Source organism: Hahella sp. KA22, from assembly GCF_004135205.1.
Classification (GTDB): domain Bacteria; phylum Pseudomonadota; class Gammaproteobacteria; order Pseudomonadales; family Oleiphilaceae; genus Hahella.
On record NZ_CP035490.1, the window covers coordinates 535,149 to 558,412 of the forward strand.

Below are 23,264 nucleotides of genomic sequence, written 5' to 3' on the forward strand. Positions count from 1 at the left end.
GTAATCAGTTTTTATATCCATGACAAACCGGGGTAGAGGGAGGTTGGGCAAACGAGGATACACCGTTGGGCCTTACTTTCGGATGAGTACGATCATCACAATTTGAGTAAATCCCTGCTATGTTCACAGATTTTGAGTCCTTACCCGAGAGAAAAGACCTTGGAGCGCGTCAAAAAAGGGTCGATATAACGTGTCGGCTATACCTTGCTCCGTCCCTTCTGTTAAAGCTTTCATGAGCGTTGTCTCACACTGCTTCAGGCAGCTTGAATACTCAGTATCTACTTCTGATGGGCTTTTATAGACCCCCGGGGCAAATCGTTCATCAACAAACCCCACATAAACAGGCACGCCTCCTCGTATCCCTCGACCAATGGTTTGCCAGAGAGACGTCAACAGCTCCCATGAATATTGCTCTCGCGCTTTGTTCGACATTAGCCGGTAGGCTGAGCGAAGGGCGAACCCATCATCAAGAGACTGGCGCGCTTGTCGACGAAACCATTTGCTAGCACTCTCCAAACTCTCGAACTCTTTCTGGGGTGCAGTATCTCCATGGATAACATTCATTGATAGCCGATTCAGCATTCCCGTCACACTAGAATAGTCGTCTGGACGTGGATGAGGGCGATGCAGGAAATAAATAGTGCTGATAGCAGCAAAACCATCAGGGGTAACTATGTTATGCCCTCTTGATATCGGTCCTAAAGGTGCAACTAAAACTGACCCCGCTAAAGAGCTACCAAAGTCCTCCACGCGTGACCGAGGAAGTAAGATAACTTTGGGATGAAAACCGTTTCCAGAGTATGATGCATCCCTTTCTATCCCTCCCATTCTGGCCAACCTGTCACTGACGAGACAGTAGATGGGGTGTGCGGGACTACAGACGCGGGCTAGCTCATTGGCGACCAACTTCGCGTCTTCATAATTGTTAGTGACAAGCAGTGCACGATGCCGTTGAGGAGTGCGATCAGCTTCGTCTTGCCAGAGTTCCTCCAATTGGTGCCACTTATGAGAAATTCTATTACCAGTGTGTGTGGACTGCCCGAGCAACTGAGCTATTTTCCGCAAATTGGCTCGACGCTGATCTGGTCTTTGCCCTGACACTGGAATGGGCTCTGACCCAAGAGAAATAAACTCGTATCGACTGTGCTGAAGCGCAATTACTTCTGTATGCGGCTGCTTTAATATTGCACTTACAGGCCATTGCACATCGTAAGTTGGCGAGGCATTCTCACTAATCCCTCCCGCCCAGCTGGTACCGGATAACAGTAGTGTGTGAGGACCTGCTTGTCCTTCATGCTTTAATAGTTTGTCGAAATGAGTTAAGAGATATCGACCTACTCCCAGGTGATTGATAAGCTTCAATGTTCCACCTTGTCGAGACTGCGACGCAGGTTCGAACATCAAGCCAAAAACTGTTCCATAGAGTGGCCGTGGGATCAAGGTGCCATAATGCCGAAGAATACGGCGCGCCTCTCGGAAAGCATCATGGCCCACAAGTTCAAAGTCATCTTCCACCGCAGCATGATTCCTCACCAAAAAGGCGAAGCTTGACAAGCAAACATTCGTAAGAAGCGCCAAAGCAACTGCAAAGGCTCGATCTCTGCTATGAACAGGCGCGAGCAGTTCAAATCTTAGCTTTTTGTGGTTCGGTTCTGAGTCTAAAGACGGGGGAACGGAGAATAAGCTGAGATCGCCTGTCGCAATGGCGTTTTCAAGCCTTCTTATGACGATTTCTGGTTCAAAAAGAGTGATATCGTCAATAATGGTTCTTTGTGCCGAGTGGAGAAATTCAAACGCTTTGGAAAACTCAGAGGCTAGTACACTGCTGCCCTCTGTCTGCGATTCATTGTCATCTTCAGGCATTAGGCTGGAATACAGCATGCCTGACAATATCGCGATCTGCTCGAGCGCCACTTCAGTTTGTTTAGGATCATCAGCGTTAGACGATCGGCTCCTAAAAAGGTCCACCAGAATGCTGGCTGAGGTAAAGGTTTGTTTCTCTGTCAGCCACTGGAGCTCCTCCCTCCTTTGTAACAGCAGGTGGTAGATCGCCGATATGCTGTCCTGTAGTCGATTCAGCTCACGATGCCATCGGACGTTGACTGGTGAGGAATATTGAAAGCCCGTATTGTCGCTGATAGATTTCGTGACAGCGCGCACATTGGCCAAGGTGAAGGCGCTTTCATTGGTAGACAGCAGATCTTTCTCCTGTGTGCATTCAGAGTCAAAAATCTTCTGAACGCTGTCTGCTTCATCGATTAGGACAACATCTGCGATGTATTGGAACAGTTCGGGAAAGGACATATCTTCCTGCAGCGACGTTTTGTCTGGCGTCATATGCACCAGCGCTTGCGGTGTCATTGCAATAACCTCGGCGCGAGAAAGTTGGCGTTGCTGTATATGCGACGGACAACCACCGATCAATGGACAAGTTTTTTCAGTCGACGAGCTTGACTGAAGTAGCTGATGGCATGGCTTATCCGTCATTTTTAGTGGTAACGTCTCTTCATCTGAAGCGCCCACTATGCTCTGGAAGCCTTCCAAAGGACAGGCAATCCCCAAACTTTGTGTTAGTGCCGCCGTTGCCGACAAGGCCTGATTAGAAGGATAGCCTTGCGCATTCCAATGAGCCATGCTCAAGTGCTCATCCCGATTGTAGAAGGAACTCACGACTGTGCTTTTGGTAAATCCGTGTGCCTGCATCCGCGCCACCAAGTTAGATGCAGCTGCAGTGTCGGCGGTTAGTACTACTACGCGTTTGTCATAGCCTGGACTTAGCAGTAAGAACAGCAGAGCTTGTAGAAATGTGCTCTTCCCACTTGAGAGCATGCCAACAACGTGCTGAGTTCCATCCAACGTGATGGAGTTATTGCTATAAAAATTGTCGTCGAGACCCTCAAAGTCGATGCGCTCAAATCGGTCACGGAGATTCAACTTAGGCAGCCATTGCGGAAAACTACTTTGCCTTTCTCGTGCATCAACCTGGCCAGCGATTTCCCGCAAAGAATCCAAGTGAATTTTTATAGGTGGATTGATAGCGCGTTTTTGCAGTGTAATTGGACTTTCTGATGGCAGGCTTTTTTGCGGTACAGTTAGAAAGAGAGCATTCTTTCTTGTACGTGGTTCGAATTTTGCGGGGCCAGGTTTGGCAAAGGCAACGTTCCTGAGCCTATAGGCGGCAGCAGAAGTGAGAGTCATCTGCAACAGTTGAACCAATGCTTGTGGCGCGCTTTCGTTAGCAATAACCTGTCCGTTCGCCAATTTGTACGCGGCACTATTCTTTGCTGACTCAAATAGTCCCAACGCCTTCCGCCAAGCCAATCTACTACAAAAGTTTCCAGCCAGTTGCCGAAGGTTAAAGAGCGGAGCCCGTGCACTGGAGCCAATAAAGTGTTCCAGATGCCCTTGCAACATAAAAGGAATAGTTTGCGGTGATTCAGTCGGGACGTATTGCGCCAAAAAATGCAAGCAGAGATCTGTAATGGCGATGTCTCGTAGCGCGTAACGGCTGATGTTATCTGTTCTTAGCAGGGATAGATCACGATATTGGTCATAAAAGTCTTTGCCGTTTCTCATGATTCGCCTTCCAGCATATTCAAGAATCCGCTTATCGTGGTCAACATAGGCACGGTTTTCAGATCCGCTCTACGCGCTTTTTCGAAGATAGTTCGGTAGCTAGGTAACCGCTGCTCGAGGTAATCAGGAATAACAACCAATGTTTTATGCTGTCGATAGTTTTTGAACCGCTTTAGCATATTGGCGAGTCTGGTGGGAGATAAATAATCTTTGACGTCAATGGCAAATAGTACTTGGGAGCTAGAATCCTTAACCACCAAATCAACCGCATCATAGTTAGGCCAGAGTGTGACGGCATAACCTTGATTTTTTATTCTTTTGTACAAATCGATTTCATGCCAACCAGGCAAAGCCCAGAAGGTTCTAACAGGGCGTTTCAGCTCCAGGGTGCTCGGTGTGTGGTCGACCCACTTTGGGCCTTGCTGGCGTAAGGTCCTCTCGGCGATAGGGTCGCGGAATTCACTGTGCCAGTGAGCTCCGTGTTTGCGTAGTCGAATACCGGTGACAGGACACAAAGCCAGTTTGCCTTTTTCCGCATGTAGGGGGGATATGTTCTCGTAGAAAAAATCGATTAACTGCTTCGTTGCCACCGGGTGTGTTTGCAGAGTGGGATAATTCATCAAGAAAACGGTGTGAGAACTGGCGACAGGATTTTCAATTACAGCACGACGCCACTCGGTATATAGTTTCTGGCCCTCCCTATCATCCAATTCCTGGCAAATTTCAAGTGTAGTGGTCTAATAGTCCCGGACACATTAATAAGAGACAATACCCGTCAACGATTAAGGTGTCAGCATGAGTCAGAAAAGGTCGTATAAACAGTATACAAAAGAGTTTAAAGAAGAGGCCGTTTCCTTGGTGCGCGACCAAGGTTATTCCGTCCCAGAAGCGGCTAAATCCCTCGGCATTAGCGCCAATATGCTCTACAAGTGGAAGGAAAAAATTGAAGCCCAGCTTGAAAACCAGGTTCTGGCTGAAGACGAGCGCGCCGAGTTAAAACGGCTTCGCAAAGAAAACAAAGAGCTGCGCATGGAAAAGGAAATTCTAAAAAAGGCTTCGGCCTTCTTCGCGAAAGAAATGAAATAAAGTTCGCCTTCATTCAAGCAGAGTCGAATCGCTTCCCTGTGAAAGTGCTTTGCCGGGCTCTGCGTGCAAGTCGATCAGCATTCTATGCCTGGCGTCGGCGCTCCGCGCCGGTGATCCATTTTGATGAGCTTCACCTGCATCGGCGAATGAAGCGACTGTTTAAAGCTTCTCGATGCAGTCTGGGCAGTCGAGAGATGATGAAGAAGCTACGCGAAGAAGGCTTTCAGGTGGGACGCTACCGGGTTCGCAAGCTCATGAGGCGGCTTGGTCTTCAGGTCACGCAACGCGTTGCTTACAAACCCACTACAAGGCGCAAACACCATCATGCGGTGGCGGATAACTTGTTGAATCAGAATTTTAATCCTACAACGCCCAATCAGGTTTGGGCTGGCGACGTGACCTATCTGAAAACAGGGGAAGGCTGGATGTATCTGGCCATTGTCATGGATTTATATTCCCGAAGGATCGTCGGGTGGCGCATCGACAAGCGCATGACAACGAGCCTGGTCAGCCAGGCGCTGATCAAGGCTTATAATTTGCGGAAGCCGCCCAAGGGCTTGGTATTCCATAGTGACCGAGGCTCTCAGTACACCAGCGGACATTATCGAAAACTACTGGAAAAGTATGAAATCAGGGCAAGTATGGGCGATGTGGGAGCCTGTTGGGACAATGCGGTGGTTGAACGCTTTTTTGGGAGTCTTAAGCATGACTGGATATTCAAAATCCCCCAGCCCACCCGGGAACACATGAAGCAGGATGTCGCAGCCTACATGAGATATTACAACCTCGAAAGACTGCATACGGCGAACAATGATATGTCGCCGGTTAATTATGAAAATTCTCTAAAGAAAGTGTCCGGTGGGATTTGACCAGAACAAAGGAGCACTTGATAGAACTCCTCTTCTGCGTCTCGCGTTGCCAACCCTGCCATTGCAATGCAGTCAACAGTTACCTCTCCATCATTCAGTAATTGCGCCGCAAAGAAACTCTCAGCTTGCTCTCCCTCTCCATATTCTGGGCACCACTGAAAGATATTCTGAGAGGCGCACGTAATCAGGTCTGATAGATGTGTAGGGTAGGAAGTTTCTCTTTCAATATTAAGTGCAGCGGCCAGGTTAAGCCCCTGTATAAGGGAGGTAGGATACGGAGAAAGGATATGCCCATACCGATCAATGTGCTCTTGGAGCTTACATAAACCCGCAGCAAAGAGATTGACCATATCATAGGGCGTTTTCTTGATTTCGAATCTCGGGCTTGTATCTGACAAGTCCTGGAGCTCAATACCAACAGTCGCCAAATGACGGGAGGGGATTCGATCCATTCGCCCTTCCGCATCGAACTGCAAATATCGATCAAGGGTAGGCCTTGTGATATTTAGCAGCTTGGCAGCCCGGACCTTCCAGCCCCTTCCTGAACTTCCCAGTATCTCTTGAAGCTTTTTTGCAAACATAGCTTTTACAATTGTAAAGGAAACTATAATTTTTGCTTAATATGTAAAATGTAAACCATTAATGATTAAAAAGCGATCGCCAAATTCAAGGGTGCAGGGAAAACAACCTATCTATTTGTTATTTAAATATATTTATAGGTTGTTAAAGTAAGATTCCGTGGCATTAGAGCGATAACCAACAATTTAAGTTCTTTACAAATAGCTCGACCTCTATCCTTCTTCCAAAGATGAACAAGCCATCTTCCGCCTCCTTTGGCCATTCCGTATCAACAACGAAGATGCATACTTAGGCTCTTTCGCAGGCAGCCACTGGCAGAGGCTAGCCTTTAACGACTCATCCAGTTCACAAAGCGCTGGGCCCAAGGGTTTATCTCGTTGGGGTCGAGCTTTCCTGAATGCTTTGACTTAGGGTGGGGAATACCTGCGTAGCCTGCCTCAGTAAGGGATTCTTTGAATACTTTTGTTGGCCATCCCAGTGATTTTTTAATAATGCCCACCTTGAGTCGCTCTATATTCTCGGCCAGCCAAGCAGCGTTAGGGGTCTTTAACATCATCGTTGATAAGCTCGTAATACCATCAGAAGTGTCTATTTCCAAGAGCGTTATTCTTTGGTCAGAGTAAATCAGTTCAACGATGGACAAACAGCGAGGGTTTTGACAGTCAGTTAGCCAATGCTTTTTGCTATCTCCAACCCTTGGCAGCTTCACTGTTGTATTACTTAGGATTTTGCAGCCATGTACGGACTCCAAAATATTAACCATGTCCAAGAAGGTATTGAATTTGTTCAGATACAGGTGCGCATCATCGGTTTGATCTTCTAAATTATTCCAACTCCCACTAGGTAATCTGCCCGTGACCTCCTTTTCATTTGCGCTTAAATCTTTGGAACAGACTTCTTGATCGCCATCCCCTTTGACATGGTTAACTACCCTGGTCTTTCCACTAATTCGATTCGTAATAAATGCATTATCAAAACTTACGGTGACTGTGTCAGACATCAGGAGCAATGTTGCCTTATCAGTATCAGAAAGCTCATCGTCGTCCAACTCGAAGTGCTCCGCAGCTTCTCCTGTCGATCCTTCCCCACGCGTAGGCTTTCCTCCTACTTTCCTTTCATACTTTGGATTAACAAAGTCAACCTCTCCCGATATTGACGAAGGTAAATTTTCCAGCCCCCAAATTTCCCACACAAAAAAGCTGTTGGAAGCAAAGTCCTGCCACCCAGATACTTTGAAATGGGTCCCTGTTAATGGGGGTGGGTTGAAGGTGAAATTCCACATTTCATAGTTGCCGGACGTATAACAGCCTCGTATCAGGTTTGAGCAAATACTTTCAAATGAACGACGGGCTTGTTTATCCAGCAGAACCCAGCTTAAAAATCGTCGATTATCGTCTTGGTTGTAGTGGTGAAGAGGGTATTCGGCTTCAGACAGTACATGGATAGTTGTATTTCCCCCTGACTCCTCTATGTAGAAATCTTCATTTAGTGCATTGTGCTGCAGGCTTAATCTTGCCATGTATGGGTCGTGGTAAAAAAGCACTCGGGCTAGCTCAAACTGCGGAATATAGACTTGTTTTCCGTCTACATTGGCAATGAAGCAAAACTGGTCCATATCTCTACTTTTAGCCCGATTTGCCAAGGCAGGGCATTCACTTACTCTCCCCATTCTCCAAGTCTCTGTATCTATAACCGTAAAGGAAAGTTGCTTCCCCGCGCGAGGATATGACTGCGTTGGGTTCAGCGTTCGATACCTAGCTAAGATTGGCGCTGCGCCGAAGTGAATGCTGTTCTGACTATTTCCGCTAAAGAACAGATTCAATGACCACCTTTTTCGCTCTTTCCCTCGAAACAAAGAGCCTATTCCATATATTTTCGAATCATCATCCAGGTGTTTATATTTAGCGTCAGACTTCATTCTTCTGTCATTCCCTTCAAGAACTCATTTACTATGTCTGTAATTCTTACATCACTTAAGCCTGCTTCTCGAAGCAGTAACCAGCGCTTCAGTGATTCATTGCATTTTTGGTGTCGAAGTATTACAGCCGTTAACCGTCTAGCCTGATATTCTGTAACATCTTCCGAGTAGCTGTTTAATAAAACCCGACACCGTGGAAGCAGATGGATCTTTTTCTCAACCAAGGCTGAATTCGGTAACTGGTGCAATAAATAGGATTTACTTAAGCGAGGAAGCAGCAGGTCGTCTTCCAGACTGGAAATCAGTCTATTTAGATCCTTTGCTGCCTGTCTATCGCGCTCTCGCCAGTTCACTCTGTGCTTCGCTAGGGTAGGAAGGATATGCCTTTCTACATTCACATGTATTAACCAGTCGTGCTGGTTTCGGTAAAGACGAGCATACAATGCTGAAGCAGACCGTCTCGCCTTTCCTGGCCCTTTCTGATCAAGCAATGCTAGCCATTGGCGCTGATCATTAGTCAGAGGGGTGTCTGAAATCGAAGCATGCGAACTGTATTCTGGCTTGCCAATAGGAAGTGAAAGGGCTGTTTTAATAGCATCGACTATCGATACTTGGCCATCAGTTACTGCATCAAGCACTGTCGCGTGCGCTGCAAAACTGAATGTTTTCCGGTGTTTACGAAATATTGCTTTGAGCCACGAGTCGCCTTTCCCTTCTCCAGGATACAAGTTCGCATTTCTTAACCACTCAGCCCGCCATACTGACGTATATCTAGTAAAGATCTTCTCATGGTCAATATGGCTATAGGTTCCGAATCCATGATCCACAGCCAGCCACCGATAGAACTGGGACCATTGATAGTAAGAAGGTGATGTTTGAGGACTTTGCTGGAACAAGCTGTTTACGAGCAATCCAAAACGCTGATCCATTTTCGAAACAACTAGGGCTGCACCAACTTTAGCGTCAGCTACACCGATAAAAGCGTGTCTGTGCTCGCCCTTAAACTGAATATCGGTCGACCAAAGCGCTCCATGTTTTACACAGACTTTCGTTAGTGGCGAGCACCATCTCCTGTCCCAATACGGTTCGCCATACTCTTCAATTTGTTCTCTTACGCATCCGGGACAAATGAGCAAATTTAAGTTTTGCTTTACTCGAGAGGCAGCTACACCCGAGGCTGAATAAACGGCGCCATGCGAGTCATTCGTCATCCATTGCTCAATAATCTCTCTTCTTGGACTCGGTATAAATGGAGCATAGATTGGCCAGAGCGTATGGTCTGAAATCAGTCTGTGCGGATTCAAGCCTAAAGCTTCCGGATATTGCAGAGCAATATCGACAAGGTGAGAGGGCAGGCCAACCGAAGCAATGATGTTTCTGCCCCCAAATATGGTATTCAGAAGCTGTTTAGGGGAAGTTTCTCCGTCGTGAATCCCAGCCCGTGCAATAGTGCTGTAGAGCAACTCATTGGGATACGGGACGGGAAAGCCTAACACTATGTACCAACAGCCCAATCTTCCAAGTTAAAGATCAGTCCTCGTCGCTGTATCGCAGCGTACATACCCGAGCCTTCTGACTCTGAGAATATATAACGCAAATCTTCACCTCCCAATGTGCGCCATTCATTCCGTGAAATTTTATTGGCAATAGCTTTCTCTTTCTTAGGATGTGATGCCTTCTGTTCGCTGTACCATTCAGAAAGGACCGGTAGCATATGCACCGTCTTCAGCTCTGGTTGTTCTTTGAATAACCGTTTGATCAGAGGAATTAGTAACTCAGGATCATACTGCTCATCCAGCTGCAGCATTAAATTGTAAAGTCTAGCCGCTTCTTGGTTGCCGCCAAAAGCATCCTGCTCTTTCTTCTGAGACGAGGAAAGAATGAGCTCACCCAGCTCTAACAATCGTCTTTCAATATCAATTACTCGAAGGTCAGAGTACTTAATAATTAGGTCAGGATTCCCGGACCTGATCGCGGCTAACATAGGGTGGACGGGTTTAAGCTCCTGCTCATAAACAGACTTAAGAATCGCGGCCGTAATACGCTCTCTTTTCGTGGCGATAGCTCTGAGCTGCGCCAGCACAAACAGCTTAACAACTATATCCAAGACCCCCTGAGATAAGTCATACCAGCAATCGCGAACCTCATCAGTCAATGGCTCATTGCCGTAGAGTAACCATTGGTATTTCCAAAGATTATTTGAGAAATTTTTCCAGTTGGGATGGTCCTGGACTCCCTCTTTTGTCTTCATTTTTTGCGGTATTGTCTCCCAATATATTGATCCAATACCTGCACTTCGTCGTCCCGATTGAAGCTCCAACTCAAATATGGGCCTCGCTTTTGGCGTACCCACAAGCACCACAGGCACACCCACCTGATTTACCAACTCTACGAAAAACTCCAACATTTGCTCTTTACCACCAGAGCGTACTTGGCTGAGACGTTGGATCTCATCTATAACCAAAACACCAATCGCTCGATTTGTTGCGGTTTGGCGCATTAAAGCCAGCATTTTCGGAACCGAGAGTCTTTGCTTAGCGTATCTTCTCTCATAGTCAGTACCCAGGATGGCGTCGACCGCACTAAAAAAATTCAGACAAAGACTTTCCAAGTCGCCATCACTTGGACACTCTACTTTTAAGTAGGTTAGCTGAATGAAGTTTGCAGACTCGTGATAAATCACTTGGGGGTAAGTTTCCAGTACACGCTTCAGGGAGCTGCTTTTACCACTACCTGAAATGCCAATCAGCGACATGCTTCGCGCCGTGGTTTTCTCACTCGAAAACGTCGCCGACTTAATGCCTCCCGCCTTTATTAACTCATATCCTTCTTGAAGCCGACGATTGAGTGATCCATCACTTAGGTTCCGCCCGACGTACCCGCGACGGATCATCATCGCTATCCGTTCCTCTAGCTGAATATGCTGGGAAAGAGGTTGGAAGTAGTCGTCCAAGAGCGAAACTACCATATGCATTCTGGCCTTCTGGCCAGCCAAACGGTCAGAAGCTTCGATTTGCACATTTCCTTTCAAACTCAAGCCGACCTGCTCGACTGTTAGAATGGGCGGTAGCGCCTCAATGAAAGGGTTACCGCGGTACTGGCGAACACCGGTGTCCTTATAAACTGCCAGGACGTAATGCTTTGGCAATTGCATCAGTCATCACCATCATTAAATAGCTCATCTACGTAGAGTGGGTACTCTCCGTCATCATCGCTGACATTTGGCAAGGAAATGATCTCTGCAGATTTTGCTTCTGCGGGTTGAGCTGGCTTTCTGTTTTTGCGTTCCTTCTCCAACTGCTGCTTTCTCGTCGCTCCAACACTCGCTAATCGTTGTGAGTTGGTTGTGGTAGGAGTCGGTGTTTCCTTTATTGCCGACTTAATAATGCTTTCAACACGTTCCTCATGCTCAGCACGCGCCTTGTCAGCGGCTAATTTCTGTTTGTATAAATGCTTCTTCTTCGCGTCCTGCTTTCGCCATACTTCCCACAATGAACTCCCCCTATATTCCCTGGAAAGATCCGTCAGCTTACATGTCCAATACTCGCGACTGTTGGGTTTGAAAAAAAGGTAAATTTCATCAGCGCTATCTGGATCGTAGGCTACGGTAACTTTATCTGGCCGGTTGGAGAATGCAGATCTATGCATCCATCCTGAAGCGAGCACTTCAGCGGAAGAATAGTAGAGCCCGAATAGGCAAATCCCATTTTCGGATGTGGTCGCTTGGTGTCGTGGCAGCAGAGCAATCCGGAGGCTTTCACTATCAGCTTTCCTTAAGCGCCCCGTTCGGTTTTGGAGGCCCCAATTCCACAAGTGAACAGGAATACTTGGCAATTCCGGGGGCATATCTTCGCTGCGATCATATCTCTCCATGGGATCAACAAAGTTATGCATGATAATTGATGAGATCATGATTTCAGTAAACTCTGAAATTGTGAGAACGCCATCCAGCCAGTAGTTCTTTCCTCCACGCTTTTTAACTGTGTTACCAGTCACAACTCCTGGAGCAAAAGGCTTGAACTCGGCTTGGAGTGATCGGAAATTTCTCTCTACAATCCCCTTCGCATCTCCTCGATAGGGCGGGGTATTTTCAATCCTCACCATGAAGCTTGCTTCTAGCCCTTCAATTTGATGACCCAGCAGTTCCCCCCGATCTGCCAAAATAGCCTCAGGTAAACCAGGTGTTGGCCAGTCCAGATCCTGACACTCAATCCCTAATGACTTGATAAGCTCATTTTTATCTGTCATCGCTAGATGAAGTGATTGGATTGCTGCTACATACGAAGGGTTTTCAAAACCGATATACCAGCCAACCACAAAGCGAGTGAATACATCGACAACAACGTAAAGAATTGGCCTGCCTACAGGCTGATTTCGGTCAGTGTCCGAAACCAAAATAATGTCGGCTATAGTAGCGTCTATTTCATAGCGAGAGCCTGGTCCCAGAGCTTGCATCGTTGCCGTACTGACAAGTGGCCTGACATCCTTTTTAAAGACAATGCTCGGTATCCTTTTAATAGCCCTCTCACTAAAGCCATACTCACGGTCGTAGAAATGCTTCAACTGCCACTTTGTCGGTTTCTCTGACTCAGGAGTACCAGGAAAGAATTGGTCGTATAACTTCTTGAGTCGACGGTGTGCGAACGGCAGCGTGAACTTTTCGTCGTTTAGTATGTATTTGTCGATGACGACCCTGAACAATTTTTCTATCGACTCGTCAATGAGCGCGCCAGTGCCTTCTGCGTGCACCCTTGGCCGGCCTAGTTTCTTTTCCTTGGCGATTCGCCGCTTTCCTTTACCGCCAGAATTACGATAGTCGGGTAAGAGGGCGTTTGGGATTTGGCCACGCTGCCAATACTGTCTAACGATGCGATAAAGGTACGGTTTAGAGACGGCTTTAGTCTCCAGAATTTCCTTTATTACTCTGGCTCTAACTTCTGGAACATAAAAATCAGGCGCACCAACTAATGGGCTGATTATTTGGAAGTGATTGTCTCTTTTCTCAGCAGCTTTCGAGCCTGGCTCAGGCATTTCATTCAATAGATAGGCATAAGGATCTTCAGCCCGAACAAGCTTTTCATCCAGCACTAGCTTTTCAATTGAAGACAGCTCTTCGACTGTTGGAAATGCTGCTTTTTCCTCAACTGAGATCCACACCAGATGATTCCCTACAATTTTGAGAACTCGGTATAGCGCGCCATCGAGACTTAGTACTTCATTTACCTGATACATTCTGAAGCTCCACAACGACATCAAGCGACTCATAAATCATGTCATTACACCGTAGCTTGTTGAATGGAATCGTAATGTCAAAGTGAAAGTACCTCCTGGCCAGAAGGGATCTTAGTTGATACAAACTTTCACCTAACTCAAGAGAATAGGCGGCATCTAACTGCTTACACAGATCAATGATTGTGAGTCGAGGATTTTGCTTAAGGTGGACTGAGTAGAACTCAAAAAAGCGAGACTCATCCTCCAAACTGAAGTCCGGAGCCTGGAGGCTGTAGAACCAATCAATATTGGTGAAGACGACCCTCGGGATATCCTTCTCAGTGACTAGATACCATGGAACTTCTTTCTCCCACCAATAGCGGCGCTCAATCTCTAACTTCTCAATAGTTCTTGGATCTTCCAGTGCTGAGCTAGCTTTCACCTGCAGCACAAACTGAGGATTGCTCTTATCACTCGTCGACACCAGAAAGTCACTACTCATAAATTGAGGCACGCCATTTTGAATGGGGTGCCTTACGCCAGCCTCATTGCAGAGCCTTTGGGTTATCGCCAAATCTAACGGGAATTGTTCACGAATATCAGTGGTCAGATCACGCCACTGAACCAACAGAAAAGTGGCGAGTTCTAAATCAGAAAGGAGGTGGTGTGTGCGGTGGGTTAAATGGCCAAATAAGCGGTGTGAGCGGCCCTCAGAAGGAACATCTCTAACGGTAAGCCAAGGTTTATAGTCCTTGCCTGTCCCCTTTCCACGACCCTCCTTGATCCAACGAGCATTCTTCGCTTCGGAGTTCCAATACCGTTTTTTACCCATTGAAAAGCCACCTGAGCCAACCAGATTTCAGGTTAGCCTAGGTGGCCATAGTTAACAACTTTATTACTCAGTTAACTACTTTATTACTTAGTTAACAACTTTATTACTCTCCGACACTCTCAAGAGAGCTTCCTTACAGGGTTACTCCACCGTCACGCTCTTCGCCAGGTTGCGCGGCTGGTCTACGTCGGTGCCCTTGAGTACGGCGACGTGGTAGGACAGCAACTGCAACGGGACGGTGTAAACGATAGGCGCCAGGATGTCGTGTACAGCTGGGATAGGGATGACATGTACGCCAGGCTCTTCTTCCAGCGCCACGTCCGCATCCGCGAATACGTAAAGCTCACCGCCGCGCGCGCGGACTTCCTGCAGGTTGGATTTCAATTTCTCCAGCAGCTCGTTGTTGGGTGCGACGGTGATAACCGGCATATCCTTGTCCACAAGCGCCAGAGGACCATGTTTCAACTCACCTGCTGGGTAGGCTTCCGCATGAATGTATGAGATCTCCTTCAGCTTCAGAGCGCCTTCCATAGCAACGGGATACATGGAGCCGCGTCCCAGGAACAGAGAATGGTGCTTCTCTGCGAAAGCTTCGGAGGTTTTGTTGATGACGTCATCCAGATCCAGCACTTTCTGAATCAGGTCTGGCAGGGCTTTGAGGCCTTCCACCAATTCTGCTTCTTTCTCTTTGGTCAAGCCATGACGTCTTCCCAGCGCGATGGTCAGGATTAACAGAGCAACCAGCTGCGTGGTGAAAGCCTTGGTGGACGCAACGCCAATTTCAGGACCAGCCTGGGTCATTACGGTCAGATCGGATTCACGCACCAGGGAGCTGCCAGGAACGTTACAAATCGCCAATGCGGATTTGAAGCCAGCCTTTTTAGCCTGACGCAAAGCGGCCAGCGTATCGGCGGTTTCACCTGACTGGGAGATGGTGACAAACAGCATGTCTGACTGCACGACGTGCTTGCGATAGCGGTATTCGCTGGCTACTTCGACCTGGCAGGGGATACCGACCAGTTCTTCAATCCAGTATCTGGCGACAAGACCCGAGTGGTAGCTGGTGCCGCACGCTACGATCTGCACTGAGCCAACGCCGTCAAACACATTGGCCGCGTCCGCGCCCAGAACCTGCTCAAGAATGTGGTCGCCGCTGATGCGGCCTTCCAGAGTCGCCTTGATCACTTTAGGCTGCTCGTAGATTTCCTTCATCATGTAGTGGCGATATTCGCCCTTTTCGACGCTATCCAGTCCGCCATGCTCAAAACGCACGACCGGACGTTCCACTTTCGCGCCGGAACCATCCCAAACAGTGATCTTTTCCAGAGTAACTTCGGTGATATCGCCTTCTTCGAGATAGATAAAGCGGTCTGTCACCTGCAACAGAGCTAAGGCGTCGGAAGCCAGGAAATTCTCGCCGATACCCACGCCAACCACCAAAGGACTGCCTTCGCGAGCAGCCAGGATACGATTAGGCTCTGAAGAGTGCACTACCGCCAACGCATAAGCGCCGTGCAGCTGTGCAATGGTCTTCCTGAACGCCTGCATCATATCGCCGGTTTCCTGATACATGCTGTCGATCAGATGCGCGACGACTTCAGTATCCGTCTCGGAGGTGAACTCGTAGCCTTTGTTACGCAGATCCTGGCGCAGGGCTTCATAGTTCTCAATAATGCCGTTATGCACGATAGCGAGATTTTCGCCTGACATGTGTGGGTGAGCGTTGGTGACGCTAGGCTTACCGTGAGTCGCCCAACGGGTATGAGCAATACCCGTGCGTCCAGGCAGAGGATATTTAGTGATAGCTTCTTCCAGCGCGGCGACTTTGCCCACTTCACGCTGACGCTGGATTTTATTCGCCGCTTCAACAACGGCCATGCCTGCGGAATCATATCCGCGGTATTCAAGACGTTTCAGGCCTTCTAGCAGAATCGCGGAGACATCCCGCTGGGCTATCGCCCCAACTATGCCACACATATGTTTTCCTTGTTTCGGATTGGATTAACTCAATAAACGAATCTTAGTACGTTTTATGCTTTTTTAGAAAACGAGGCAGCAAGGCCTCGCTTAACGTTATTTGTGCTCGGGCTACTTCTTCACCGGCCGCGTCCAACCATCTATGTTGCGCTGCTGCGCGCGCGCGACGGCGAGCTGCTTGTCAGATACATCCTTGGTCACAGTGGAACCAGCTCCAATCGTCGCCCCTTTACCCAAAGTCACCGGAGCCACCAGAGCCGTATTGGAGCCAACGAAAACATCGTCCTCTATAAGCGTCTTAAACTTATTGGCGCCGTCATAGTTACAGGTGATGGTCCCTGCGCCAATATTGACGTTAGAGCCTACCGTGGCATCGCCGACATAGCTGAGGTGATTCACCTTGCTGCCAGGACCGATATCGGCTTTCTTGATCTCTACAAAGTTTCCGACTTTGGCTTTCTCAAATAAATGAGCGCCTGGGCGCAGTCGCGCAAAGGGTCCAACCGTGGCGAAAGCGTCAATACGAGCGTCTTCTATGATACTGCTGGCTTCGATTGTTACGTCATTAGCGATGACCGCATTTCGTATCACACAATTCGGACCGATTTTAACTCTGTCTCCCAGGGTGACATCGCCTTCGAAGACGGCATTCACGTCAATTTCCACGTCACAGCCGACATTAAGCACGCCCCGAACGTCAACGCGGGCGGGGTCGCGCAGAGTCGCGCCGGACAGCATCAGCTCTTCGGCGACCTGTTGTTGATACGCTCTCTCCAGCGCGGCCAACTGAATCCTGTTATTAACGCCTTCAACTTCATGGAGGAAGCTTGGTTGCGCAGTAACAATGTCTACCCCGCTTTCAACCGCAAGGGCGACGATGTCCGTCAGATAATATTCACCTTGGGCATTACTGTTGGAGAGCTTGGGTAGCCACTCTTTCAGCCGGCTGACCGGCACAGCCATGATGCCGGTGTTAATTTCATTAATGGCTTTCTGCTCTTCCGTCGCGTCTTTTTGTTCAACGATAGAAATCACCGATCCAGCATCATTGCGGACGATACGGCCATAGCCAGCGGGGTCGTCCAAGGTCACAGTCAAAACGCCCAGTTTACCGTGGCTGACGGCGAGAAAGTTTTTCAGTGTAGCGGCGGAAGTGAGCGGCACATCGCCATATAAAATCAATGCCTGGCCATCATCAGATAAATTCTGCAGCCCCTGAGCTACTGCATGCCCTGTGCCAAGCTGCTCGGCCTGATGCGCCCATAATAGGCCAGGGCCAGTTACCCCCGCCTGAACCACATCGCCTTTATGGCCATATACGACAGTAATGTTTTCCGGCTCCAAACGACGTGCAGTGTCGATGACGTGCTGAACCAGGGGTTTGCCAGCGACGCAATGCATCACTTTCGGCAACTCGGATTTCATTCGCGTACCTTGGCCGGCTGCGAGAATGATGATGTGCAGACTCATATCGGTCTCCGAAGAATGGATAAAGTAGTTAAACCGGTAACAGCTTGGCTGTTAATTGAAGTTGTATTAATCGACACTTTAAGGGATTAGGAAAAAAATTTCCTGCCGTCCAGATAGACTAGTAAAGCTGCGCACGGGCGCCAAGTTTTGACCCTTACGTGGGCATTCAAATACAAAAAAGGGGAAGACTGTGCTTCCCCTTGTTCGATCTTGCAATCTTTGCTGTTAGCGCTTCAACTTATTACGCATTTGCTGGATGGTGCGGAGCCTTGCAGCGGCCTCGGCCAACTGCGATGCAGCTCTGGAGTACTCGAAGTCTCCGCCGCGATTGGCCAGGGCCTTCTCGGCTTCTTTCTTCGCTTCCAGAGCAGCGGCTTCGTCCATATCGCCCGCACGTTGCGCGCTATCCGATAGGATGGTCACCATGTTCGGCTGTACTTCGAGGAATCCGCCAGTAACGAAAAATACTTCCTCTTCACCGCCTTGCTTGATGATCCTAACCGGACCGGGGTTTAGCGCAGTTAGCAGGGGGGTGTGACCCGGCGTGATGCCCAGGTCGCCTTCACTGCCGGCGGCGATAACCATCTCCACCAGGCCAGAGAAGATCTCCTGTTCCGCACTAACGATATCGCAATGCACACTTATACCCATTTGGTTAGGCCTCTATCCTATTCGGATATTATTTAGTCTTCTTGGCTTTCTCAACCGCCTCTTCGATACCGCCAACCATGTAGAACGCCTGTTCTGGAAGGTGGTCGAATTCGCCATCAAGAATACCTTTAAAGCCGCGGATAGTGTCTTTCAGAGACACGTATTTGCCCGGAGAACCGGTAAATACTTCCGCAACGTGGAAAGGCTGAGACAAGAAACGCTCAATTTTACGCGCACGGGATACGATCTGCTTATCTTCTTCAGACAGCTCGTCCATACCCAGGATCGCAATAATGTCTTTCAGCTCTTTGTAACGCTGCAGTACGGTCTGTACGCCACGCGCCACGTCGTAGTGCTCCTGACCGATAACCAGCGGGTCCAGCTGACGACTGGTGGAATCCAGCGGGTCGATCGCAGGGTAGATACCTTTTGCGGCGATATCCCGGCTCAATACAACTGTCGCATCCAAGTGAGAGAACGTGGTTGCTGGAGAGGGGTCAGTCAAGTCATCCGCAGGTACGTATACGGCCTGAACGGAAGTAATGGAGCCAACTTTAGTGGAAGTGATACGCTCCTGCAGAACGCCCATTTCCTCAGCCAGAGTCGGCTGATAACCTACTGCGGAAGGCATACGACCCAGCAGAGCTGATACTTCAGTTCCCGCCAGGGTGTAACGGTAAATGTTGTCAACGAACAACAGAACGTCACGACCTTCGTCACGGAATTTCTCCGCCATGGTCAGACCAGTCAAAGCAACACGCAGACGGTTTCCTGGGGGCTCATTCATCTGCCCGTAAACCATCGCTACTTTGTCCAGTACGTTGGACTCTTCCATCTCGTAGTAGAAGTCGTTACCTTCACGAGTCCGCTCACCAACACCCGCGAATACAGAAAGACCGGAGTGCTCTTTCGCGATGTTGTTGATCAGCTCCATCATGTTTACGGTCTTACCTACACCCGCGCCACCGAACAGGCCGACTTTACCGCCTTTCGCGAAAGGACATACCAAGTCGATAACCTTGATGCCGGTTTCCAGCAGGTCGCGAGAAGAAGACTGATCTGCGTAACCAGGAGCGTTACGGTGAATAGGCATACGCTCTTCTTCGCCGATAGGACCTTTTTCGTCAATCGGGTTACCCAGTACGTCCATGATGCGGCCCAGAGTCTGGGTTCCGACTGGTACTGAGATAGGAGCGTTGGTGTTTTCTACTTGAAGACCGCGGCGTAGACCTTCGGTGCTTCCCATGGCGATTGTGCGCACGATACCGTCGCCCAGCTGCTGCTGAACTTCCAGTGTTGTGGCTCCGCCTTCAACTTTTAAAGCATCATAGACTTTGGGCACTGTATCGCGCGGAAATTCGACGTCGATAACCGCCCCGATAATCTGCACTATTTGTCCGCTACTCATTGTCAGTTCCTCACTGAATCTTAAATCTGTTCTGCCTGACTCCGCCGCCTTTCAGACGGCGCGTCCAAATACCAAGAAACCTATACCGCCGCTGCGCCACTCACGATCTCGGAGATCTCTTGAGTGATCGCCGCCTGACGAGCTTTGTTGTACGCCAACTCCAGCTCGTTGATGATTCCGCCGGCGTTGTCGGTCGCGCTCTTCATAGCGATCATCCGCGCGGCCTGTTCACAGGCGTTATTTTCCACGACAGCTTGATATACCTGGGACTCAATAAAGCGGGTCAGCAACCCATCCAACAAGCCTTTAGCGTCAGGCTCGTAAATGTAGTCCCAATGGCGACGTATCATTTCATCATCTTCCGCAGGGGGAAGAGGCAACAGCTGCGCCACGGTAGGCTTCTGCGTCATGGTGTTTACGAAGCGGTTATGGACCAGGTACAAACGGTCGATCTTGCCTTCCGCATAAGCGTCCAGCATGACCTTTACGGAGCCCACGATCTTGGTAAGGGATGGTTCATCCCCCAAGTGGCTCAATGCAGCGACGACGTTACCGCCATAGTTACGGAAAAAGCTGATCGCTTTTTGCCCTACAGCGCACAAATCGACTTCCGCGCCTTTATCGCGCCATTCTTTCATGGAGCGCATCATTTCGCGGAAAGCGTTAACGTTCAAACCGCCACAGAGTCCGCGGTCAGTAGAGACCACGATATAGCCAACTCTTTTAGCTTCGCGTTCTTGCAGATACAGATGTCGATATTCTGGATTCGCAGTAGCGATATGGCTTATGACGCTGCGTATGCGATCAGCATAAGGCCGACCCGCCGCCATTCGCTGTTGAGCTTTACGCATTTTACTGGCGGCGACGAGTTGCATCGCGCTAGTAATTTTCTGCGTGCTCTTAATACTTGCGATTTGGGTTTTAATCTCTTTTCCGACGGCCATATTTACCTGCCTTTCGTTAATCCTGAACCTGTTGAACAACCAGTCGCCGCAGAAGCGGCGACGGTTAGAAGTTCATTACCAGGTTTGAGTGGATTTGAACTTCTCGATACAAGATTTCAGGCCGGCGGCGATTTCGTCGTTGTAATCGCCTGCTTCGTTGATCTTCGCCAGAAGATCGCCGAATTCGCTCTTGGCGTAAGAAAGCAGAGCCGCTTCGAAGGGAACTACTTTCTTGGCGTCGACATCGTCCAGGAAACCTTCGTTTGCAGCGAACAGAACCAAGCCCATTTCAGCAACGGTCATCGGTGCGAACTGCTTTTGCTTCATCAGTTCGGTAACACGCTGACCGTGCTCCAGCTGCTTACGAGTCGCTTCGTCAAGGTCGGAAGCGAACTGAGCGAACGCAGCCAGTTCACGATACTGAGCCAGGGCCAGACGGATACCGCCACCCAGCTTTTTCATGATCTTGGTCTGTGCGGCGCCACCTACCCGGGATACAGAGATACCGGCGTTCATTGCAGGACGGATGCCCGCATTGAACAGGCTTGTCTCAAGGAAGATCTGGCCGTCAGTAATAGAAATTACGTTAGTAGGAACGAACGCAGATACGTCACCGGCTTGAGTTTCGATGATAGGCAGAGCGGTCAAAGAACCGGTTTTGCCTTTCACTTCACCGTTGGTGTACTTCTCTACGTATTCCTCGTTAACGCGGGACGCACGCTCCAACAAACGGGAGTGCAGGTAGAATACGTCACCGGGGTAAGCTTCACGTCCGGGCGGACGACGCAGCAACAGGGAGATCTGACGATACGCCCAAGCTTGCTTGGTCAAGTCGTCATAAATGATCAGTGCGTCTTCGCCGCGATCACGGAAGTATTCGCCCATGGTGCAACCGGAATACGGAGCCAGGAACTGCATGGAAGCAGGGTCCGCAGCGCCAGCGGCGACAACGATGGTGTGATCCATTGCGCCGTGTTCTTCCAGCTTGCGCACTACGTTAGCGATAGAAGATTGCTTCTGGCCAATCGCTACATAGATACACTTAATGCCTGTGCCTTTCTGGTTAATGATCGCATCGATCGCCAGAGCAGTCTTACCAGTCTGGCGGTCGCCGATAACCAACTCACGCTGACCGCGACCGATAGGCACCATGGTATCAACGGATTTATAACCGGTCTGCATCGGCTGACCAACGGATTTACGAGCGATAACGCCCGGCGCCACTTTTTCAACAGGCTCAGTCAGAGTCGTTTCAAGAGCGCCTTTACCGTCAATCGGATTACCCAGTCCGTCAACGACGCGACCAAGCAATTGTTCGCCTACGGGTACTTCCAAGATACGGCCGGTTACTCTTACCTTTTGGCCTTCCGCTAAATCTTTGTAGTCGCCCAGTACAACGGCGCCCACGGAATCGCGCTCTAAGTTAAGAGCCAGACCGTATACGCCGCCTTCAAATTCAATCATCTCACCGTACATTACGTCGGCAAGACCATGGATCAGTACGATACCATCAGAAACGCTTACGATAGTGCCTTCTGTTTTTGCTTCAGAAGAAATATCCAGCTTCTCAATGCGCTTCTTGATGATTTCACTGATCTCAGATGGATTCAGTTGCTGCATGCCTTTATCCTCAAAAACCCTTCAGTTACCTTTCTGCGGAAATTCAGCCGCAGGCGCCAGTTCAGGAATTCACTGCCTCAGCCAGCTTAGCCAAGCGACCGCGTACGGACGCATCAATCACCAAGTCACCGGCACGCACGACAATGCCCCCAATCAGCTCTTTGTTAAGCTGGGAGCGCAAATTGACGTTACGAGATAGTTTCTTTTGCAGAGCTTGAGCAAGCTTGTTTTCCTGCTCGCCATTCATTTCGAATGCGCTCTCAATAGTGACTTCGATTGTGGCTTCTTGCTGCGCCTTTAACTGCTCGAACAGTGCCGCGATTTCCGGCAGCAGGACCAGACGGTTGTTTTCAGCGAGGACTCTAACAAAGTTAGCTCCCGCTTCATTGAGTTTGCCTTCGCAAACCTCAAGGAACGTCTGGCCTTTCTGAGCGCTGGTCAATGCTGGGTGATTTAACACCTTGTGCATATTGCCGTCTTCAGCAACAGCGGCGGTCAGCGCTAATAACGCTGACCATTCCGACAATTGACCCGCGTCCCGAGCTAATTCAAAGGCCGCTTTCGCATATGGCCGGGCGAGTGTAGTGCTTTCCGCCATAATGCAAACCTCTTATAGTTCCGCAGCTAGTTTATCTAGCATGTTGCTGTGCGCACCTGCGTCCACAGAGGTTTCCAGGATCTTCTCAGCACCCGCCAACGCCAGCGCAGCGACTTCAGCACGCAGCGATTCCTTAGCACGGTTCTTTTCCTGGTCGATTTCAGCTTTGGCTGCAGTGATCAAACGTTCGCCTTCAGTACGAGCCTGATCTTTTGCTTCTTCCAGCATCTGATTGGCGCGCTTGTTGGCTTGTTCGATAATTTCAGCCGCTTGCTGTTTGGCTTCACGCAACTGCTTGGCAACTTTTTCTTGGGCTAGCTCAAGATCCTTTTGCGCGTGCTCAGCAGCCTGCAAACCATCGGCAATCTTTTTCTCGCGTTCCCGCAGAGCCTGTATGACCGGCGGCCATACATACTTCATGCAGAATACGACAAAGATAAAGAAAGCAATCGCTTGCCCTATCATTGTCAGGTTGATGTTCACGTTGACACCCCTCGCTTATCAGTCGAATAAAATGACTCGTTT

Annotated in this window: 17 protein-coding genes; 1 reads left to right on the forward strand and 16 read right to left on the reverse strand. The window is 49.1% G+C overall.

The window, feature by feature from the left end; translation table 11 throughout:
* Positions 1-123 precede the first annotated feature (123 nt).
* Together EUZ85_RS02395 and EUZ85_RS02400 are read right to left on the reverse strand one after the other, a co-directional pair.
* Complete coding sequence (locus EUZ85_RS02395) at positions 124-3,576, reverse strand: hypothetical protein (protein WP_127974356.1); 3,453 nt, start codon at positions 3,574-3,576, stop codon at positions 124-126.
* Positions 3,573-4,286 carry a hypothetical protein gene (locus tag EUZ85_RS02400; RefSeq protein WP_129498706.1) on the reverse strand — a complete coding sequence of 238 codons (714 nt, stop codon included), beginning with the start codon at positions 4,284-4,286 and terminating at the stop codon, positions 3,573-3,575. Before EUZ85_RS02400 ends, EUZ85_RS02395 begins: the two co-directional genes overlap by 4 nt.
* Before the next feature lie 85 nt (positions 4,287-4,371).
* Here EUZ85_RS02400 and EUZ85_RS02405 point away from each other — a divergent pair.
* A protein-coding gene (locus EUZ85_RS02405; protein ID WP_127970478.1) for an IS3 family transposase occupies positions 4,372-5,531 on the forward strand; the annotation gives its coding sequence in 2 pieces (ribosomal slippage) (positions 4,372-4,636 and positions 4,636-5,531; 1,161 coding nt in all).
* Here the strand turns inward: EUZ85_RS02405 and EUZ85_RS02410 are convergent.
* From EUZ85_RS02410 to EUZ85_RS02475, 14 genes are all read right to left on the reverse strand, one after another.
* A complete protein-coding gene (locus EUZ85_RS02410) occupies positions 5,492-5,983 on the reverse strand; it encodes a hypothetical protein (protein WP_127974358.1) in 492 nt (163 codons plus the stop codon). The two genes, EUZ85_RS02405 and EUZ85_RS02410, sit on opposite strands and share 40 nt — an antisense overlap.
* Before the next feature lie 455 nt (positions 5,984-6,438).
* Positions 6,439-8,028 (reverse strand): Tn7-like element transposition protein TnsE, encoded by a 1,590-nt coding sequence (locus EUZ85_RS02415; RefSeq protein ID WP_127974359.1) that lies wholly within the window; start codon positions 8,026-8,028, stop codon positions 6,439-6,441.
* A complete protein-coding gene (locus EUZ85_RS02420; RefSeq protein WP_164887424.1) occupies positions 8,025-9,524 on the reverse strand; it encodes a TnsD family Tn7-like transposition protein in 1,500 nt (499 codons plus the stop codon). Before EUZ85_RS02420 ends, EUZ85_RS02415 begins: the two co-directional genes overlap by 4 nt.
* Positions 9,524-11,182, reverse strand: a complete 1,659-nt coding sequence (locus EUZ85_RS02425) for an AAA family ATPase (RefSeq protein WP_127974361.1) — start codon at positions 11,180-11,182, stop codon at positions 9,524-9,526. The genes EUZ85_RS02420 and EUZ85_RS02425 overlap by 1 nt, the downstream gene beginning before the upstream one ends.
* Positions 11,182-13,260, reverse strand: a complete 2,079-nt coding sequence (locus tag EUZ85_RS02430) for a Mu transposase C-terminal domain-containing protein (RefSeq protein WP_127974362.1) — start codon at positions 13,258-13,260, stop codon at positions 11,182-11,184. Before EUZ85_RS02430 ends, EUZ85_RS02425 begins: the two co-directional genes overlap by 1 nt.
* Positions 13,244-14,071 carry a TnsA endonuclease C-terminal domain-containing protein gene (locus tag EUZ85_RS02435; protein WP_127974363.1) on the reverse strand — a complete coding sequence of 276 codons (828 nt, stop codon included), beginning with the start codon at positions 14,069-14,071 and terminating at the stop codon, positions 13,244-13,246. The genes EUZ85_RS02430 and EUZ85_RS02435 overlap by 17 nt, the downstream gene beginning before the upstream one ends.
* Before the next feature lie 141 nt (positions 14,072-14,212).
* Entirely contained in the window at positions 14,213-16,048 is a 1,836-nt protein-coding gene (glmS, locus tag EUZ85_RS02440) for a glutamine--fructose-6-phosphate transaminase (isomerizing) (protein ID WP_127974364.1), read from the reverse strand.
* A 111-nt stretch (positions 16,049-16,159) separates the two neighbouring features.
* Positions 16,160-17,518: a bifunctional UDP-N-acetylglucosamine diphosphorylase/glucosamine-1-phosphate N-acetyltransferase GlmU gene (gene glmU, locus EUZ85_RS02445; protein ID WP_127974365.1), complete on the reverse strand. Its 1,359-nt coding sequence runs from the start codon at positions 17,516-17,518 to the stop codon at positions 16,160-16,162.
* A 225-nt stretch (positions 17,519-17,743) separates the two neighbouring features.
* Positions 17,744-18,169 carry a F0F1 ATP synthase subunit epsilon gene (locus EUZ85_RS02450; protein ID WP_011400732.1) on the reverse strand — a complete coding sequence of 142 codons (426 nt, stop codon included), beginning with the start codon at positions 18,167-18,169 and terminating at the stop codon, positions 17,744-17,746.
* A 28-nt stretch (positions 18,170-18,197) separates the two neighbouring features.
* On the reverse strand, positions 18,198-19,577 hold the full coding sequence (gene atpD, locus EUZ85_RS02455) for a F0F1 ATP synthase subunit beta (RefSeq protein WP_127974366.1): 1,380 nt from the start codon (positions 19,575-19,577) through the stop codon (positions 18,198-18,200).
* 80 nt (positions 19,578-19,657) lie between these two features.
* Positions 19,658-20,521: a F0F1 ATP synthase subunit gamma gene (gene atpG, locus EUZ85_RS02460; RefSeq protein ID WP_127974367.1), complete on the reverse strand. Its 864-nt coding sequence runs from the start codon at positions 20,519-20,521 to the stop codon at positions 19,658-19,660.
* A 75-nt stretch (positions 20,522-20,596) separates the two neighbouring features.
* Positions 20,597-22,141 (reverse strand): F0F1 ATP synthase subunit alpha, encoded by a 1,545-nt coding sequence (gene atpA / locus EUZ85_RS02465; RefSeq protein WP_011400735.1) that lies wholly within the window; start codon positions 22,139-22,141, stop codon positions 20,597-20,599.
* Positions 22,142-22,202: 61 nt separating this feature from the next.
* Entirely contained in the window at positions 22,203-22,739 is a 537-nt protein-coding gene (locus EUZ85_RS02470) for a F0F1 ATP synthase subunit delta (protein WP_127974368.1), read from the reverse strand.
* 12 nt (positions 22,740-22,751) lie between these two features.
* The gene (locus EUZ85_RS02475) at positions 22,752-23,222 is read right to left on the reverse strand and encodes a F0F1 ATP synthase subunit B (protein ID WP_011400737.1); all 471 of its coding nucleotides are present in this window, start codon (positions 23,220-23,222) and stop codon (positions 22,752-22,754) included.
* Between the last annotated feature and the right edge of the window lie 42 nt (positions 23,223-23,264).